The organism is Pseudomonas sp. ArH3a, from assembly GCF_022648765.1.
In the GTDB taxonomy this organism is placed as follows: domain Bacteria; phylum Pseudomonadota; class Gammaproteobacteria; order Pseudomonadales; family Pseudomonadaceae; genus Aquipseudomonas.
The window spans coordinates 6,243,636-6,261,091 of the sequence record NZ_CP080330.1 but is presented as its reverse complement, the minus strand read 5'-3'; the positions used below and the strand labels follow the sequence as shown (position 1 = coordinate 6,261,091).

Here is a 17,456-nt window from a genome sequence, read left to right as displayed (position 1 = left end):
CCCGGCGACAAGTGGCGGTCATACTGCCGCTTGCGTCTGCAAGTACTCATCCGTCGACACCACGCCCGCATAGGCAAAGGCCAGTGAAGCCATATAGGCGCCATGCACCTGCGCCGCCGGAATCACCTGCCCATTGAATTCCAGATCCCGCGTGGCGCACGCGTCATGCAGCACCGTGACCTTGTAGCCCAGGTCCGCCGCTGCCCGCACCACCGCGTCGATGCACATATGGCTCATGCTGCCTGCCACTACCACGTCGGTGATGGCGCGTCGTTCAAGCAACGCCCGCAGATCGGTCCCGCGAAACGCATTCACAAAGTGTTTAAGCACCACCGGCTCATTCGCCTCGTTCAGCACCTTGGCATGCAGATGAGCGCCCTCGGAGCCCGGCGTGAAGAACGGTGCGTCTTCTGAGGTGAACTCATGGCGCACATGAATCACTGCATTGCCTGCCTGGCGAAAGGCTGCCAGCACCTGCGCGGCCTTGTCTGCCGCCGCCTCCACGCCGTCGAGTGGCCACTTGCCTTGGGGGAAGTAGTCGTTCTGGATGTCGATCAGGATAAGCGCTTGCTTGGCCATGCGAGATACCTCGTGATAGGTGGATGGGCCTCCAGCATCTTAGCTGGCGCCGGGCAAAGGCCGTGTGAATCGTGCAGAACGCCGCGTGTATAACGCCGTGTCGTGCAGAATCAAACAGGCCTACTGCCATTACTTTTCCAGTAACTGATTGATTTAACAACCGTCCTCTTCTGTCGCGCCTTGGCTTGATCCCTGCAACCTTCTTTTCACACACATAGCAGGATGGCCAAGGGGGACGCATGACCCCAACTCAACGCAAGAAACGGGTGGTCGCGCACTCCACGCGAGAGGGCGCCCCGCAGCACGAAGTCGAGACCAACCGTGCCTTGGCGCGCTGGTTGGCGCAGATCCTGGGGCTTAAATTCGGCGGCAGCTATAACCCGCAGTTACATGCCGAGCGCGAGTTGTATCTGTTGCCCACGCAAACCCTGGTCGGCCCGGCCCAAGCGCTCACGCTTAACGTCAAAGGGCCGCAAGACCTGTGGGGCGGTTATGTCGATCACGATTTCATCTGCACCAAGGCCATCACCCATGGCCTGCTAAGCCCTGAAGCAACGGCGCCTGAAGGCTGGTCGCCGGTGTTTGCCGAGCGTGTGCGCAACGTCGTTCTCGATGGCCTCAGCGTTTTCGCCCTGGAGGACGCACTGCCCGCAGCCACGCGCCTGCTCTACAGCGGGCCGATTCGTTTGAAGCCCGTGCATGCCTGCGCCGGGCGCGGGCAGGAAGTTATCCACAGCCTCGATGAATTCAAAGCCTTGCTGGCGCGGCCCGATATCACGAAGTTATTCACTGAAGGCGTGGTGCTGGAGCAAGACCTGCACGACGTCATCACTCACAGCGTGGGCCAGAGCTTTATCGGCGATCACGTGTTCAGCTATTGCGGCGAGCAATACCTCACCCAGGACGGGCAGGGCGAAGCGGTCTACGGTGGCTCCAACTTGCTGGTCGTGCCCGGCGACTACGAAGACCTCTTGGCGCTCCAGCTGCCGGACGACGTACGCCAAGCCATCGAACAAGCCCAGGTCTTCGACACAGCCGCCGATGAGGCCTACCCTGGTTTCTACGCGTCACGGCGCAACTACGACATTGCCCAAGGCCTGGACAGCGAAGGCCAACGCCGCAGCGGCGTGCTCGAACAATCCTGGCGCATGGGCGGGGCCAGCAGCGCGGAAGTCGCGGCGCTGCAAAGCTTCATCAACCACCCCGGCCTGCGCGCGATCCACGTTTGCTCGGTGGAGACCTACGTGGAGCAAGCGCTGCCGGCGGATGGCATCGAGGTGTACCGCGGCCCGGCCGAAAACAGCGACTTTCTTCTCAAGTACGTAACGGTTAAATCTTATGACGGCTAGAAGCGAAAGCATTGCGATCGACATCGACGACGAACAGATGAGCGGGACGTTCCTGAGCCCCAAATCCAAAGTGCCGGGCGTGTTGTTTGTGCACGGCTGGGGCGGTAGCCAAGAGCGTGACCTGGAGCGCGCCAAAGGCATCGCGGGCCTGGGTTGCGTGTGCCTGACCTTTGACCTGCGCGGCCACGCCGGCACCGGTATTCCGTTGTCTCGCGTCACTCGCGAAGACAACCTGCGCGACCTGCTGGCCGCGTACGATCGCCTGCTGTCACACCCGGCCATCGATACCTCGGCCGTGGCGGTGGTGGGCACCAGTTACGGCGGCTACCTGGCGGCGATTCTCACCTCGTTGCGCCCGGTGCGCTGGCTGGCGCTGCGCGTGCCGGCGCTGTACCGCGACCAGAAATGGCTTACGCCCAAGCGCGACCTGGATAAGGCCGACCTGATGGATTACCGCAGCACCTTGGTGCACGCCGAAACCAACCGCGCCCTGCATGCTTGCGCGAAATTCACCGGCGATGTGCTGATTGTCGAATCGGAAACCGACGACCACGTGCCCCACGCCACCATCATGAGCTACCGCGCGGCGTGCCAGCAGACACACTCCCTGACCCACCGCATCATCGACGGAGCCGACCACTCCTTGAGCGACCCGGTGTCGCAGCAGGCCTACACCTCGATCCTGGTGGACTGGATTACCGAGATGGTCGTGGGCGAGCGGTTGAGCATTATTCAATCGCGCTGATGCAGTACTCTTCAGGGCGCGTTCGCGAGCAAGTCGACGCGTCGAACCGCCGCTCCCACATTCGACCGAGTACATCCTTGAAACAGGGTCAAAATGTGGCAGCGGGCTTGCTCGCGAAGGCGCCAGACCACTCGACACATTCCTCAGGCGGGGGTCTTCTTCACCCGCAACGCCTTGGCCTTAGCCTCAACCCCGAGGTACATCACCAACGCAATCAACAGCGGCAAAATAAAGTAGATCGCCCGGTAAGCAATCAACCCCGCGAGCAAGCTGCCCCGCGACGCCTCATGCTGCAACAGCCCGATAAACACCGCCTCCAGCACCCCAAGCCCGGCCGGTATATGCGTGACCACACCGGCAATTGCGCTGATCAGCAGCACGCCTAACACCAGCGGATAGTCCAACTTGGCCGGCAACAAGGTAAAGATCACTGCCGCCATCAATGACCAATTCAACGCGCCTAACACCAACTGTAAACAGGCCATGCGCAACGACGGCAGATTGATCTCGATGCCCTTGATCGACCACGCGCGCTTTTTCGAAAACCGGCAGGCCGCCAGATAACCCAGGCTGACCAACACCAGCAACATCCCAATGCCTTGCAAGGCAAAAGTGCTGACTTTCCAACCCGGCGGCATGGTCACCCACCCGCTGCTGAACACCACACCGGCCAAGGCCATATAGCCAAACCAATTGGTGGCCAGGCTCAGCCCAAGAATCTTGGCGATATTGCTGGTGCTCACACCCAGCCGCGAATACAGCCGATAACGCATGGCAATCCCGCCGACCCACGCGCTCAGGTTGAGGTTGAACGCATAGCTGATGATCCCCACCGGCAGGATCTGCTTCCAGACCAAGGGTTGGCGGATGTAAGTACGGCCGATCAGATCGAGGCTGGCGTAGACGAGAAAACTGCACAAGGTCAGCGCGCCTGCGATCAACAACGTGCGCACCTTGAAGTCACCCAGCGTCTGCAACACCTCGCTCCAGTCGATGCGCCGCGCGAGCAGGGTAAACAGCACGATCAGCAGCAGGAAGAAGGCGATGGTCAGCGGTTTTTTCCAACGCTTGAAGCGCGAGCGGCCGGCTTCAGCGGTCATGGGCCTGGCTCTCAAAAGGCTTCAAGCGCGGTTTGTGCGCCGGCAGCCAACCGGTCAGCGCGGGGAAATGGCGCATCACATGAAACACCAGGAAACCCACGGTCAAGCGCCATAACCACAGGCGTGGCTTGCGGTTTTCCGGCATGGTCTGGCAATGGTTTTTCGCGAGTAGCTCCAGGCGCTCGTACAGCTGCTGATTGAACGCGCGGTCGCGAATCAGCACGTTGGCTTCCAGGTTCAGCGACAGGCTCAACGGGTCCAAGTTGCTCGAGCCCACGGTGCTCCACTCGTCATCCACCAGCGCGACTTTGCCGTGCAGCGGTCGCTGGTAATACTCGTGAATGACCACGCCATCCTTGAGCAAATAGTCGTAAAGCATACGCGCCGCCAGCTTGGCCAGCAGCACATCCGGCTGGCCCTGCATGATCAGTTGCACGTGCACGCCACGGCGCGCGGCGTTGCGAATCTCGCGTAGCAGGCGGTAGCCGGGGAAGAAGTAAGCGTTGGCGATCACCACACGATTTCGGGCTTTGCTCAAGGCGTGGATATACGCCTCTTCAATGTCATCGCGGTGTTGCACGTTGTCGCGGTAAATCAGGCGTACCAGACCGTCCTCGTTCTCGCGGGGCCACAGCGAGGGCCGTTGCTGACGCCGCCGCCAGCCGCGCCGCGTACGCACCTGGCGACCGCTTTGGGCGAGGGCGAAATGGTGCAGGTCCGCCACCGCCGGGCCGGTCACTTGCACGGCGTAATCCTGCTTGGCTTCGGGGCCGAAATCACCCAAGTGATCCGCCGAAAAATTGATCCCGCCAATAAACGCCACCGTAGCGTCCACCACCACAATCTTGCGGTGCAAGCGGCGAAACCAGTTGGTGCGAATCCCCAGTCTTTTCGAAGCCGGGTCGAACATCTGCACCAGCACGCCCGCCCGCGCCAGCTCGCCGAGAAAGGCCGGGCTCAACTCGCCGCAGCCGAACCCATCCAGGCTGACCACCACCTTCACGCCGCGCTGCGCCGCCTCGATCAGGATGCCTTTGAGTTTATGCCCGACCTTGTCTTCGAACAGGATAAACGTCTCCAGCAGGATCTCCCGCTGCGCCTGGCGCATCGCGTCAAAGACCTTCGGAAAGTACGCCTCGCCGTTCTCCAGCAGTTCGAGCTGGTTGCCGCCTTGCCAGCCGTAATCGAGATCACGCGCCTTGGCTTCATCCGGCGGCTGGTCGGTGGCGATGTGTTCTACCGCGACGCTCATAACTCGATCTCCACCGACAGCGGCACATGGTCGGACAAATGCGACCAAGGCCGGGTCGTCAGCACCTTGGGGTTATGAATCTTGAGGTTGCGCACGTAGATGCGATCCAGCGCCAGCAACGGCAGGCGCGCCGGGAAGGTGCGCGCAGGCTTGCCGTGGGCGTGGACGAACACTTCCTTGAGGCCGCTTTGGCTCAGGTCGGCCTTCTGGCGCCAGTCGTTGAAATCACCGGCAACCACCAGCGGCGCGTCAGCGGGAATCTCGCTGATCCGTTGCTCCAGCAAACGCAATTGCTGCTGACGATGCACCTCGCGCAGGCCCAGGTGCATGCAGATCGCATGCACGTGCTGGCCGGTGTCTGGCAGGCGCAATACACAGTGCAGCAGGCCACGGCTTTCATGGCCGCTTTGCGAGATGTCGAGGTTGTCGTAGCGCACGATCTGGAATTTCGACAACAGCGCATTGCCGTGGTCGCCATGCGGGTACACCGCGTTGCGCCCATAGGCGAACTGCGGCCAGATGCTGTCGGCCAGGAACTCGTACTGGGGCATCTTCGGCCAATCGCTGTAGCGCTGGGGATGGCGCTCGTGCGTGCCGTGGATTTCCTGCAGAAACACCATGTCGGCGCCCACGCTGCGCACCGCTTCACGCAGCTCGGGCAGGATGAAGCGTCGATTCAGCGCGGTGAAGCCCTTGTGGATATTCACCGTCAGCACGGTGAACCGGGTGATGGCGGCGGTGGGCGTGGCGGGGATCAATTCAGGATGGGTCATGGCAGCACCCCAGATGTCGGCAATTTGCCGAGCTCGCTGAGCAGGTGCTTGTCCAACGTGGCGGCGCGTAACGCACATTGCAATTCGCGTTTCTGGGGCAGCCCCTCGGGGTAGCAGGCCCCGCGCCAGCCTGAAATGCCGATGTAAATCGCCGCCATGGTTGCTCCCGTGGGTGTAGGGTCAAGTGACCTCCGTTTTGGGATGACTGCCGTTTTTGCCGGAAAGTTTCCACGGACCTACAGACGGTACACGGTCAAAATGTGGGCGCTGGCTTGCCTGCGATAGCGGTGTGTCAGGCGATGAACTCGGTGCTGACCCACCGCTATCGCGGGCAAGCCCGCTCCCACATTAATGTGCGCCACTATCAGGCCACCGGCCCAGGCACCCCCGCGATCCCCACGTTAAACGCCGCAAGGGTCAACCCTAGGTTTCAATCAGGCGCGCAGTGTCGGGTGTTGGCTTGTGCGGAAAACGCCAGGGAACGATGAGGATGAAAACCCGTCAGTTCCTTACAGACCCTGCTGAAGGAGCTCGATGTTTTGCTGAATCTAAAGGCTGCATTACTGCTTGGCGCGCTGCTGTTTTGTGGCAGCGGCGCACTGCAAGCTGCGGCCACCGCGCCTGCAGCCGAAACGCCGGCCAAACCCGAGTTGCTGGTAGAAGGCGGCCTGCTCGGCGCCATCAGCTCCAGCATTGACGACGTGCAGGACAAACTCGAGCTCAATCAAAACCTCATCGACGCTTGGCGCCTGCGCGCCGACCGCGCGGCGGATGAAGTCGGGCGCCTGGTCGACCAGACCGCCCAACGCTCGCCGTGGAGCGTGGCCGGGGACTTCCTGTTGCTGTCCGGGGTGTGGGTGGGCGCCTTTGCGGTGTTGATGCTACTGGGGCGCTTTTTCGTCCAGCGCCTGAGTCGGCGGCATTTCGTCGAACAGCGCGAGCGCCTGCAAGGCATCCTTGGGTATGTGGTGCCCTTCACGGTTCCAGCAATTATCTGCCTGCCGCTGACCCTCTACGTCAGCCACTTCTTGCCCTCGTCAGTGGGCCGCGCGCTGGCGCTGTGTTTTGCCTACGCCACCAGCAGCGGTATCTTTTCCACGTCGATGTTGTTGTGCGTGATCGTCATGTTCAACGTCGGCCACAAACGTCCGGCTGTGCAGATCATTCGCGATTACTGCCCCAAGCCGCTGTTCCTGATTGGCTTCCTCGCGGCCCTCAGTGACGCGCTGACCAGCCCGCAAATCGCCCGGCAGTTGGGTGGCAATATCACCAGCAGCATCGCGGTATTCACCGGCCTGTTCGCGGCGGTGATTTTCGGTGTGCTGGTGGTGCGCCTGCGTCGCCCGGTGGCGCATCTGATCCGTAATCGGCCACTGGCCCAGCGCCTCAAACACCCGGCATTGCAGCAGTCGCTGCGGGTGTTTTCCGGGCTGTGGTACTGGCCGATTCTGTTGATGGTGCTGGTCTCGGCGATCAACCTGATCGGCGCCGGCGACGATAACCAGAAGGCCCTGCGTTGCGCGCTGTTCACCACGATTTTGCTGATCGGCACGGTCTTTCTCAGCACGGTGCTGCAACACCTGTTCAAGTCTCGCAGCCAGGTGACGATCCAGCGCAGCAGCGCCTATAAGGAACGCTTCCTTAGCCTGTTGCACGCGATCCTGCGCATCGTCATGGCCATCGCGTTTATCGAAATTCTCGGGCGTATCTGGGGCATCTCGCTGTTCGAATTTGCCCAGCGCAACTCGGTGGGCCGCGCGATCAGCGACTCCCTCAGCAGCATCGGCCTGATCCTGCTGATGACCTGGCTGTTCTGGGTGGTGCTCGACACCGCGATCCAGGAGGCGCTGAAGCCGCCGGTGAATAAACGCTCGAGCCGCCAGCCAAGCACACGGGTCAAAACCATCCTGCCGCTGCTGCGTAACGCGGTGAAAATCGTCCTGGTGGTGATCTGCGCGATCACCACCATGGCCAACCTGGGCATCAACGTCGCGCCGCTGCTGGCCGGTGCCGGTGTGGTCGGCCTGGCCATCGGTTTCGGCTCGCAGCAACTGGTGCAGGACGTGATCACCGGCCTGTTCATCATCATTGAAGACACGCTGTCCATCGGCGACTGGGTGGTGCTCGACTCCGGCCACGCCGGCACCGTCGAAGGCCTGACCATCCGCACCCTGCGCCTGCGCGACGGCAAGGGTTTTGTGCACTCGGTGCCGTTCGGGCAGATCAAGGCGGTCACCAACCAGTCGCGGCAATTTGCCTACGCGTTCTTCTCGGTGCAGTTCACCTACGACACCGACGTGGACAAGGCCGTGGAACTGATCCGCGAGGCCGGGCAATCGATTCGCGACGATGTGTTCCTCAAGTACAACCTGCAAGGGCCGCTGGAGGTGTTTGGCGTCGACAAAATGGACCTCAACGGCGTGGTGCTCACCGCGCAATTCCGCACGGTGTCGGGCGGGCAATATGCGGTGAGCCGTGCGTTTAACCAGCGTTTGAAAAAGCTTGTGGATAAGTGTGATGAGGTGCACTTCGCGCAAACTTATCCACAGCAGGTTCTGTTGCCTAAGCGTACAGCCCAGGTGGATGAGCCGGATGCCGAGGTGCCGGCTTCGGTGGTGTTGACCGAGCAGCCCAGGTCTCAATAATTCGTGGTGGCCGGGCTTGCTCGTGATGGGCAGAGGTATCTATGCAACTTTTTGTGTTGCGCTAAGCTTTTTACGGGGTTTTTAGGTAGATATGAGTACATATCCGTTGCTGCGGTAACGGCTGCTTAGGGTTCCGCTCTTACAGCGGCTCACTTTTGGAAAGACCCAAAAGTAAGCAAAAAGTCTTCGCCCCACCACTCGGTGCCTCGCCTAGGCTCGGCATGCCCTCACTCCGGCTTGAATCCGTGGGCCGCCGCCATGGGCCATCCTTGGCCCATCGCGGCTAACCCGGCGTCCTGCCGGGTTACCCACGGATTCAAGCCTGCGTTCGGCCATCGTGGTTAACGGGGCGCCTCAGATCAAGATCAAGATCAAGATCAAGATCAAGATCAAAAGCAAGAGCACGGCGGCCTAGTAGCCGACCTGAGTGGTAGAAGCAAAAGCAAGGCAAAAGCAGAGCAGAAGCAGAGCAGAAGCCTATCTAGCTGATGTAATGAGATCCCAATGTGGGAGCGAGTTTGGCTGCCAGCACTGCAATGCTCTGCTTTTCTGTGGGAGCTGGCTTGCCTGCGATGCAGACACCTCGGTGTATCAGGCATAACCAGTTGATGCCATCGCAGGCAAGCCAGCTCCCACATTAGATTGAGTTCAGCCATCAAGATCAGGTCGGCTGTCAGGCCGCCTCGGTTTTGCTTTTGATTTAACCACTCAGGTCGGCTACTAGGCCGCCGTGCTCTTGCTTTTGATCTTGATCTTAGGCGCCCCGTTAACCACGCTGGCCGAACGCAGGCTTTGGAGCGGGGGTAAACCGGCAGGACGCCGGTTTAGCCGCGATGGGCCAAGGATGGCCCATGGCGGCGGCCCCCGCTCCAAAGCCGGAGTGAGGGCACACCGAAGCGTGAGCGAGGTGCCGAGTGGTGGGGCAAGAGCCCTTTTGGTTACTTTTGGGGCTCTTTTCCAAAAGTGACCCGCTGTAAGAGCGGAACCAATAGCCGCCGTTACCCAAATAACGGATATGCACCCAGCGGTGCCAAGTTGCAACCCCGCACTTTATCCGTGACGGTTGCGCTACAAACCCGCAAAATGCAACGATTCTGGAATAAACCTACGGCAGGCGTTACCCGCCCGTCGACAATAACCATCGTTCCAAACAGACCGGGCCTGCACACTCTATGCGAATGCGCCTTATGTTACTGGGCGGCGGGAATGCCCTCGGGCAGGCGCTGATTCGCCTCGGTGCAGAGGAAGACATTGGTTTCCTCGCACCCAAACCGCCCCAAGACGGCTGGGATGCCGCGAGCCTCACCCAATTGCTCGACGACACTCGTCCCGATGCGTTGATCAACCTCGCCTACTATTTCGACTGGTTCCAGGCCGAAGCGGTCAGCGAAACCCGCCTGGCTGCCCAGGAGTTCGCCATCGAACGCCTGGCCGAGCTTTGCCAGCACCACAACATCACCTTGCTGCAACCCTCCAGCTACCGCGTGTTCGATGGCTCCCGCGCCACCGCCTACAGCGAAAAAGACGAGCCGGTGCCCCTGGGCCTGCGCGGCCAGGCGTTGTGGCGTATCGAACAGAGCGTGCGTGCGACTTGCCCGCAACATGTGCTGCTACGGTTTGGTTGGCTGCTGGATGACAGCGTGGACGGCACCCTCGGGCGCTTTTTGGCCCGGGCCGAGAAGCCGGACGAGCTGCTGATGGCCGATGATCGGCGCGGTAACCCGACGCCGGTGGACGACGCGGCGCGGGTGATCATCTCGGTGCTCAAGCAACTTGATTGCGCGGCGCCGCTGTGGGGCACGTATCACTACGCCGGGCACGAGGCGACCACACCGTTGGCGCTGGGCCAGGCGATCCTCACTGAAGCACGTAATTTTCACCCGCTGGCGATCGAGTCCCCCACCGCCCAGGCCCATGCGGCACGGCCGGATGCGGCGGATGAACCGCAACATGCGGTGCTGGCCTGCAAGAAGATTCTGCACACCTTCGGCATCAAGCCACGGGCGTGGCGGGCCGGTTTACCGGCGCTGCTGGATCGGTTCTATCGGCATAGCTGACACCACACAAAACCAATGTGGGATCAGGTTTTGTGTGGGGTTGCCGGCGATGCCCGACAGGCTCTACCGCCACAGCTGAGACCCTACAAAACCAAATATGGGAGCGGGCGTGTGTGGGAGCCGGGCTTGCCCGCGATAGCATCGCCTCGGTGTATCAGTGATACCGAGGTGATGCTATCGCAGGCAATCCAGCTCCCACACACGCCAGCTCCCACATGGGTTATGCCGTGTTGCTTAGAACTTGTAGCCAATACCGACCATGTAAACCATCGGGTCGACGTCCACGTTGACCTTGGCGCGTGTGCCTTGGCCCAGCGCGTTGTTGTCCACGGTGGCCTTGGTGCTGATGTCGATGTAACGCGCCTGGGCGTTGATCATCCACTTGTCGTTGATCATGTAGTCGGCGCCGATCTGCGCGGCCCAGCCCCAGGAGTTTTCGGCCTTGAAGTTGCTGAAGCCAGCTTGTTCGGCGCGGCTGCCGACGTGCTCGTCGTAGATCCAGGTGTAGTTGATACCGGCGCCCACGTACGGTTGGAAGGCGGATTTGTTGTCGAGCGGGTAGTACACGACGCTCAAGGTCGGCGGCAGGTGTTTCAGCGTACCGAGCTTGCCGTTGGCAGCGCCCAGGGCGGTGTTCTTGATCTTCACGTCATGCTCGAACGGCGTGGCCGCCAGCAGTTCGATACCGACGTGATTGGTGATCATGTAGGCGAAGTTGAGGCCCAGTTGAGTGTCGCTGCTCATGGTCGCCTTGCCGCCCAGGTTGGTGCCCGCCAATGGGCCCTGGTCGACCTTCACGCTGCTGCTGTCTGCTTTCGGATTCACGGTGATTGCACCGGCGCGAATCAGAATGTCGCCCGCTTCGTGAGCGTGTGCGACAGGGGCGGCGAGGGCGAGCGCGAAGAGGGACGCGCCGAGCAGAGACTTGTTCATGGGAGCTCCAAGAGGACGTTAAAAGTTGTACGTCCAATGGTAAAGATCGTTCCGTTCGATCCTTTGACTCAGCTCAATGAAAGGGTGAACAGGCCTTATTCCTGCAGTTCGTAGACATAAATCTTGTCGGCGTCCATCTGATAACCGGCATCGGCCAATTCACTCGAAGACGGCTTGACCTGCATCGCGCCCTCGATCCAATACGGCTGGTACAGCTCGTCGAGTTTCACCCCGACTTCGCTTTTCACATGCACGATCTGGTTCGACGGCGGTGGCGGCACATGGATGCACGCGCCGAAATACGGCACCAGCAAGAACTCGGTGGTGCGGCCTTCTTCGCTGACCTCCAGCGGCACGATGTAACCCGGCAAACGGATGTGCTGGCCGTCGAGGCTCTGCACCACTGGCGCGTTGGGCAAGTCTTGCTTGACGGCGGGCGCCGACTCGACCGACAGCGCATCGGCCATGCTCGACAGGTCGTGCAACGGCTTCATATTGGGGATTTCCGGCGGCGCGTCCGGCGGGATCATTTCCTGCCAGGACAGATCCTTGGGCTGATCTTCGGCCCAGGCAGGCACCACCACCAGCAGCAACAAGGCAAACAGGGCACGACGCATCGAAGCCTTCCTCATAAACGTATGGACAGGCCATCGGCCAGAGATTGTCGATAGGCACGCCACGCGGGCACGCTGCCCATCAACAGCGCGGCCGCCAAGATACCGGCGAGCAAGGTCCATTCATATTCGCTGGGCCACGACATCGGCAAGTCCAGGCCATAGTTGGCCTGCAAATACCCGCGCGACGCGGCGATGCACACGTACAACAAGCCGACGCCCGCCACCACACCGGACAAGGCCAGGGCGAACGCTTCGAAGATCAGCAACGTTGCGATATGCCAGGGCCGTGCGCCCACCGAGCGCAGGATCGCCATCTCGCGGCGGCGTTCGTTGAGGCTGGTGAGGATCGCCGTGAGCATGCCGATCAAACCGGTCAGCACCACGAACAGCGAGATCACAAACAGTGCCTTTTCGGCGGTGCCCATCATGCTCCACAGCTCTTGCAGCGCCACGCCCGGCAGGATCGCCAGCATCGGTTCACCACGGAATTCGTTGATCTCGCGTTGCAGGGCAAAGGTGGAAATCTTGTTGTTCAAACCGAGCATAAACGCGGTGATGGCTTGCGGGGTCAGGTCCATATTGCGCGCCTGATCGGCGCTGATACGGCCTTTGCCCTGGGCGGGCACGCCGTTGTGCCAGTCGATATGGATGGCTTCCATCCCGCCAAGGCTGATGTGCAGCGTGCGGTCCACCGGGGTGCCGGTGCGTTTCAGAATGCCGACCACGGTGAATGGTTTGTCATCGTGCTTCACCAGGCTGACCACCGCGACACCATGGGCCAGCACCAGCTTGTCGCCGAGCTTGTAATGCAGTGCATCGGCAACTTCAGCACCAAGCACCACTTCAAACGGGTCGGTGGCGAAGGCGCGGCCGATGGCCAGTTCGAGGTTCTGTTTGCGGCCGTACTGGTAATGCTCGAAGTAGGATTCGTTGGTGCCCATCACCCGGTAGCCGCGGTGCGAATCGCCGAGGGAAATCGGGATCGCCCATTTCACCTGCGGGCTGGCAGCGAAGTGCTCGTAGCTGTCCCAACGGATGTTGTTGGTGGCGTTGCCGATGCGGAATACCGAGTACAGCAGCAAGTTAACTGAGCCCGAGCGGGCGCCGACGATCAGGTCGGTGCCGCTGATGGTGCTGGCAAAACTGTTGCGCGCCTCAACGCGCACGCGTTCTACCGCGAGCAACAAGCAGACTGAGAGCGCGATGGCGAAGGCGGTGAGGATCGCGGTAAAGCGGCGGTTAGCCAGGCTGGCCATGGCTAGACGGAACAGATACATCTCAAACCTCTGCGGGCGTGGCGGCGCGATTGAGTTCTGTCAGCGACAGGTTGCGGTCGAACAGCGGCGCCAGGCTCTGGTCATGGCTGACAAACAGCAGGCTGGCGCCAGCTTCGCGGCATTCGGCGAACAACAACTGGATGAAAGCTTCGCGGGCGTCGTAGTCCAGGGCCGAAGTGGGTTCGTCGGCGATCACCAGCTCCGGTTGGCCGATCAGCGCACGGGCGGCGGCTACGCGTTGCTGTTGGCCGATGGACAGTGAGTCGGCGCGGCGCTCGAGCAGGTCTTTATCTTTCAAACCCAAATGCGCGAGCAAGGTCGCGGCGGCCTGGTCGACACTGCCGTGGCGCTGAACCGCGCGTTGCGCGCGCAGCTTGGAAAAGTGGCAAGGCAGCTCAACGTTCTCGCGCACTGATAGAAACGGCAGCAAGTTGAACTGCTGGAAAATGTAGCCGGTGTGGTCCACGCGGAAGCGGTCGCGGGCGCCGGCCGACAGCTCGGTCAGCTCCTGGCCGAGCAGGCGAATGCTGCCCCGGGTGGGTTTCTGCACGCCGCCCAAAAGCCCGAGCAGAGTGGTTTTGCCACTGCCGCTGGGGCCTTTGAGAAACAGGGTTTCGCCAGCTTCCAGGCGGAATGCGGGGATGTCCAGCAACTGTGGGTGGCCGGGCCAGTTGAAGCCCAGATCAGACAGTTCAATTAACGCTTGGGTCATAGGAAATCAGTGGTCTGGTTTGATTTGGATGATGACACCGATCAAGTGTGGGAGCTGGCTTGCCTGCGATAGCATCGCCGCAGTGTGCCGGATAGACCGAAGAGCCTGCATCGCAGGCAAGCCAGCTCCCACAGTGATTGGATTTTCACATCAGAATTTCAGGCTGGCCGCGGTGGCCGTCGCTTCAACACCCTGCTGACCGCTTGGGCCGATCAGTTGTACCTGAATTTTCTGGGTGGCGGGGAAGGTCTTGAACACCTGGCTCAGGTCCAGATTGCTCAGCGCAGTCGGTGTGGCGCACGTGAATTGGTAGTGCGCGTGGATTTCGCTGTGGTCGTGATGATGTTCGTGAGCGGCCGCGCCTTTGCCGTCGGTGGCGTGGTCGTCATCGTCGTCGTCATGCTCGGCTTCTGGCTTGTCGCCGAACAATGGGCTGTTGAGTTCCTGGGTGCTGATCACGCAACCGGCGGACTTAGGCAGTTTGAACAGGGCCAGCGGGTTTTCCAGCTGTTTGCGTGCGGCGGCGACCTTGGCTTTGTCGGCGGCGGTGGTAGCCAGGTGTTCGAAGCCCACCACGTTCATCGCCGGGCTTTCCAACTCAAGCTCCAGGGCCTGACCGTCGAGCACTGCGTTGAGGCGGCCGACGCCGTGTTCATGCGCGCCGAGGCTGCCATGCGCGTGGTCATGATCATGTTCTTCGGCGGCATGGGCGATAGCCAGTGGCAACAGGGCAAACGGCAAAGCAAGCAGCAGACGGCGCATGAGAAGGCTCCAGAACATGAAAGTTTTGTTATGTGATCTTATAACAATGGCCCCGGAGTTTGACCGCCCGCTTGGCGTTGCGCAAGCCGCGTGGGAGCATGCCTGTCAGAAAAGTGCAGGAGAATGACGATGTTGCGAATTCGCGGAACCGTCGGCGACATGCCGGTGGACTTGACCCTGGAGCTGGACGACGGTGATTGGGCGCGACTGGGCGCCCACTTGCAGGCGGCGCCCATGCCGAGCGAGCCAACCGCTGCGCCGGTTAAACAGAACGACGATCTGTGGCAGAACGCCCAAGACCTGTTGCTCAAGGCCGGGCAACTCAACGGGCTGGAATTGCTCGATCAGTTGGAAGGCTTGGCCGGCGACGCCGCATCAGGCAAACGCCTGCTGGTGCGCTTGCGCCATAGCGCCAAGGTCAAAGTGGCCAGCGGCGGAGATACGCCGCTGTATAGCTGGGTCGGCGATTAGTACAGCGCAGCGAACAACTTGCGGCGGTACACCGTGACCAGCGGGTGGTCATTGCCGAGCAGTTCGAACACCTGCAGCAAGGTCTTGTGCGGCAGGCCTTCGCTGTAGCTGCGGTTGCGGATAAACAGCTTGAGCAAGCCCTCCAGCGCCGCATCGTATTGCTGGCGCGCCAGTTGCTGAATCGCCAGTTGGTATGCCGCTTCATCGTCCTGCGGGTTTTGCGCCAGGCGGCTTTTCAAGTCGGCGGCGTCGGGCAGGTCTGCGGCCTGGCGCAGGAAGGTGATTTGCGCCTTGGCCCCGGCGAGGGCGGCTTTGTGATCATCGCTTTTCACCGCGTCGAGCACGCTCTGGGCTTCGCCCAATTCACCGCGTTCGGCCAGGCAGCGCGCGTACAGGATCAGGGCGGCGGCATTGGTGTTGTCCTCACCCAGCATCGCGACCAGCACCGCTTCGGCGTCGCTGATACGGCCTTCGGCAAACAGCGCCTGGGCCTGTTCCAGCGGGTCAGCTGCAGCGGGCGGCGGCATCTGCACATGCGGCTCCAGCATCGCCCGCACCGCCGACTCCGGCTGCGCCCCGGCAAACCCATCCACCGGCTGGCCGTCCTTGAACAGCACCACGGTGGGCAGGCTTTGAATGCCAAAGCGCGCGACGATATCCTGCTCGGCCTCGCAATCGACCTTGGCCAGCAGCAACTCGCCCTGATAACTCTCGGCAATTTTCGCCAACATTGGCATCAACGCCTTGCACGGCGCGCACCACTCGGCCCAGAAATCCACGAGTACGGGTTTTTCGAAGGAGTTCTGGATAACCGCCTGGTCGAAGTTGGCGGTGGTGACGTCGAAAATGTACGGCGTGGGCTCACTCATGGGGCATCTCGAATAAAGCGGGAATGGGGCAACTATAAGGGCTGGCACGGTTGGCTGAAAGCGTGGTTGATTCAAGATCGCTCTCGCAGGCACGCCAGCGCCCATAGAGGGGCGCGGTCAACTGTGGGAGCGGGCTTGCCCGCGATGGCCTCAAGGGCGCCGCGAATGGTACAGGCTCACCTTGCGAAACTCCCAAGGCTCGGCCAAGTCGGGCAGCGTCAGCGCATCAAGGATTCCCAGACGCTGATAAGCCGGGTGCTGGAAGTCCCGCACCCGCGAGTCCGCCACCAGGGCCTCACGGCCGCGCGTCAGGAATTGATCCAGCAGCGGCAGGTTGGCGCGGTCGTAGAGCACATCGGCGACCAGGATCAGGTCGAAGCGGTCGGCTTCGGCGAAAAAGTCGGCTGAGTAACTCAGCTGCACGCCGTTGAGCTCGGCATTCGCCCTGCAGGACGCTAAGGCCAGCGGGTCGAGGTCGCAGGCCACCACTTCCAACGCGCCAGCCTTAACGGCGGCAATGCCAGCCACGCCGGAACCAGCGCCAAAATCCAGCACGCGTTTGCCGGCGACCCACTCAGGGTTCGCCGCCAGGTAGCGCGCCAGCGCCAACCCGCTGGCCCAGCAAAAACTCCAGTACGGCGGTTCATGCAGGATGCGTCGGGTTTCTTCGGGGCTGAAGGCGCGGTCCATGTTGTCCGCATCCAACAGCCACAACGACAACGCGGTGCCCGGCAGTGGGCAGGGCACCAGTTGCGCGTCGCCGATCAGTTCGCTCAGGGCGCGTTGCAGGTCCAACGGTGGCGTCATGGTGCCTTGACGAGTTGCAGGGGGCCGGTGGTTTGGGTGATCGCCTGGGTGATGCGCACGGCAGGCAGGTGCAGGATCAACTGGCCGGACTGGCTGGCGCGCCCGCGCAGTTCAACGCGTGCACCGGCCGGGAAGGCTTCGGGGTTGAAGCGCAGGCGGAAGGCCAGTGGCTTGCCGTTGCCGGTCAGTACGCTGCTGGCGAGCAGTTGTTGCGGGCGGTTGCGTTCGTCGATCACCAGCATCGCCAGTTCGACTTCGGCGCCGGCGGGGATGTTGGTGAGGTTGCCATTGATTTCCCGTTGATAGGCCGGCAGGGGGCCGAGGTCTTCAATACCTGGTACTTTTTTCTCTTGGGCGGGCGTTGGTTGAGGCGACGAAGGCTTGGGGGCTTCGCTGCTGCAGGCGACCAGAAAACTGAACAGGGCGAGTAAAACGAGTGGTCGTAACTGCATGTACGGCTCCAGAAAGGACAAAATCCGTGGCTTAAAAAATATGAAACATAATAGTC

At 61.4% G+C, this 17,456-nt stretch carries 17 protein-coding genes and 1 pseudogene; 5 read left to right on the top strand and 13 right to left on the bottom strand.

From position 1 onward, the window contains the following. Positions 1-18: 18 nt before the first annotated feature. A complete protein-coding gene (locus K0P33_RS28850; RefSeq protein ID WP_094953400.1) occupies positions 19-579 on the bottom strand; it encodes a cysteine hydrolase family protein in 561 nt (186 codons plus the stop codon). A 239-nt stretch (positions 580-818) separates the two neighbouring features. Between K0P33_RS28850 and K0P33_RS28845 the strand changes: the two genes are divergently transcribed. Continuing rightward, positions 819-1,928, top strand: a complete 1,110-nt coding sequence (locus K0P33_RS28845) for a DUF3182 family protein (protein ID WP_242152960.1) — start codon at positions 819-821, stop codon at positions 1,926-1,928. Continuing rightward, positions 1,918-2,673, top strand: a complete 756-nt coding sequence (locus tag K0P33_RS28840) for an alpha/beta fold hydrolase (RefSeq protein ID WP_094953402.1) — start codon at positions 1,918-1,920, stop codon at positions 2,671-2,673. Before K0P33_RS28845 ends, K0P33_RS28840 begins: the two co-directional genes overlap by 11 nt. Before the next feature lie 143 nt (positions 2,674-2,816). Here K0P33_RS28840 and K0P33_RS28835 read toward each other — a convergent pair whose 3' ends face one another. From K0P33_RS28835 to K0P33_RS28820, 4 genes and pseudogenes are all read right to left on the bottom strand, one after another. Continuing rightward, positions 2,817-3,773: a lysylphosphatidylglycerol synthase domain-containing protein gene (locus tag K0P33_RS28835; protein ID WP_242152957.1), complete on the bottom strand. Its 957-nt coding sequence runs from the start codon at positions 3,771-3,773 to the stop codon at positions 2,817-2,819. Continuing rightward, positions 3,763-5,025, bottom strand: coding sequence for a cardiolipin synthase ClsB (clsB, locus tag K0P33_RS28830; RefSeq protein ID WP_242152954.1), 1,263 nt, complete (start codon positions 5,023-5,025; stop codon positions 3,763-3,765). Before clsB ends, K0P33_RS28835 begins: the two co-directional genes overlap by 11 nt. Further along, complete coding sequence (locus tag K0P33_RS28825) at positions 5,022-5,798, bottom strand: endonuclease/exonuclease/phosphatase family protein (protein WP_242152952.1); 777 nt, start codon at positions 5,796-5,798, stop codon at positions 5,022-5,024. Before K0P33_RS28825 ends, clsB begins: the two co-directional genes overlap by 4 nt. A gap of 62 nt (positions 5,799-5,860) precedes the next feature. Further along, positions 5,861-5,956 (bottom strand): annotated as a pseudogene (locus K0P33_RS28820) (DUF72 domain-containing protein); the annotation flags it as partial. A gap of 381 nt (positions 5,957-6,337) precedes the next feature. Between K0P33_RS28820 and K0P33_RS28815 the strand changes: the two are divergent. Further along, positions 6,338-8,443 (top strand): mechanosensitive ion channel domain-containing protein, encoded by a 2,106-nt coding sequence (locus tag K0P33_RS28815; RefSeq protein ID WP_242152949.1) that lies wholly within the window; start codon positions 6,338-6,340, stop codon positions 8,441-8,443. A gap of 1,172 nt (positions 8,444-9,615) precedes the next feature. Then, positions 9,616-10,500 (top strand): sugar nucleotide-binding protein, encoded by an 885-nt coding sequence (locus K0P33_RS28810; protein ID WP_017135982.1) that lies wholly within the window; start codon positions 9,616-9,618, stop codon positions 10,498-10,500. Between the two features lie 234 nt (positions 10,501-10,734). Here the strand turns inward: K0P33_RS28810 and K0P33_RS28805 are convergent, their stop codons facing one another. From K0P33_RS28805 to K0P33_RS28785, 5 genes are all read right to left on the bottom strand, one after another. Next, on the bottom strand, positions 10,735-11,433 hold the full coding sequence (locus K0P33_RS28805; protein WP_094952301.1) for an OmpW family outer membrane protein: 699 nt from the start codon (positions 11,431-11,433) through the stop codon (positions 10,735-10,737). Between the two features lie 95 nt (positions 11,434-11,528). After that, positions 11,529-12,050: a DUF3299 domain-containing protein gene (locus K0P33_RS28800; RefSeq protein ID WP_242152946.1), complete on the bottom strand. Its 522-nt coding sequence runs from the start codon at positions 12,048-12,050 to the stop codon at positions 11,529-11,531. Between the two features lie 11 nt (positions 12,051-12,061). Further along, positions 12,062-13,327, bottom strand: coding sequence for an ABC transporter permease (locus tag K0P33_RS28795; RefSeq protein WP_094952303.1), 1,266 nt, complete (start codon positions 13,325-13,327; stop codon positions 12,062-12,064). Position 13,328: 1 nt separating this feature from the next. Beyond that, the gene (locus tag K0P33_RS28790; protein WP_094952304.1) at positions 13,329-14,039 is read right to left on the bottom strand and encodes an ABC transporter ATP-binding protein; all 711 of its coding nucleotides are present in this window, start codon (positions 14,037-14,039) and stop codon (positions 13,329-13,331) included. A gap of 150 nt (positions 14,040-14,189) precedes the next feature. Next, positions 14,190-14,801 (bottom strand): DUF2796 domain-containing protein, encoded by a 612-nt coding sequence (locus tag K0P33_RS28785; RefSeq protein WP_242152944.1) that lies wholly within the window; start codon positions 14,799-14,801, stop codon positions 14,190-14,192. A 129-nt stretch (positions 14,802-14,930) separates the two neighbouring features. Here K0P33_RS28785 and K0P33_RS28780 point away from each other — a divergent pair, with 129 nt between their 5' ends. Continuing rightward, positions 14,931-15,272 carry a hypothetical protein gene (locus K0P33_RS28780; RefSeq protein WP_242152941.1) on the top strand — a complete coding sequence of 114 codons (342 nt, stop codon included), beginning with the start codon at positions 14,931-14,933 and terminating at the stop codon, positions 15,270-15,272. Here K0P33_RS28780 and trxA read toward each other — a convergent pair. The 3 genes from trxA to K0P33_RS28765 all read right to left on the bottom strand — a co-directional run bounded on the left by trxA (position 15,269) and on the right by K0P33_RS28765 (position 17,400). After that, entirely contained in the window at positions 15,269-16,141 is an 873-nt protein-coding gene (gene trxA, locus K0P33_RS28775; RefSeq protein ID WP_094952307.1) for a thioredoxin, read from the bottom strand. The two genes, K0P33_RS28780 and trxA, sit on opposite strands and share 4 nt — an antisense overlap. A 150-nt stretch (positions 16,142-16,291) precedes the next feature. After that, positions 16,292-16,948: a 50S ribosomal protein L11 methyltransferase gene (locus K0P33_RS28770; protein WP_094952308.1), complete on the bottom strand. Its 657-nt coding sequence runs from the start codon at positions 16,946-16,948 to the stop codon at positions 16,292-16,294. Continuing rightward, positions 16,945-17,400 (bottom strand): YbaY family lipoprotein, encoded by a 456-nt coding sequence (locus tag K0P33_RS28765; protein ID WP_094952309.1) that lies wholly within the window; start codon positions 17,398-17,400, stop codon positions 16,945-16,947. The genes K0P33_RS28770 and K0P33_RS28765 overlap by 4 nt, the downstream gene beginning before the upstream one ends. Between the last annotated feature and the right edge of the window lie 56 nt (positions 17,401-17,456).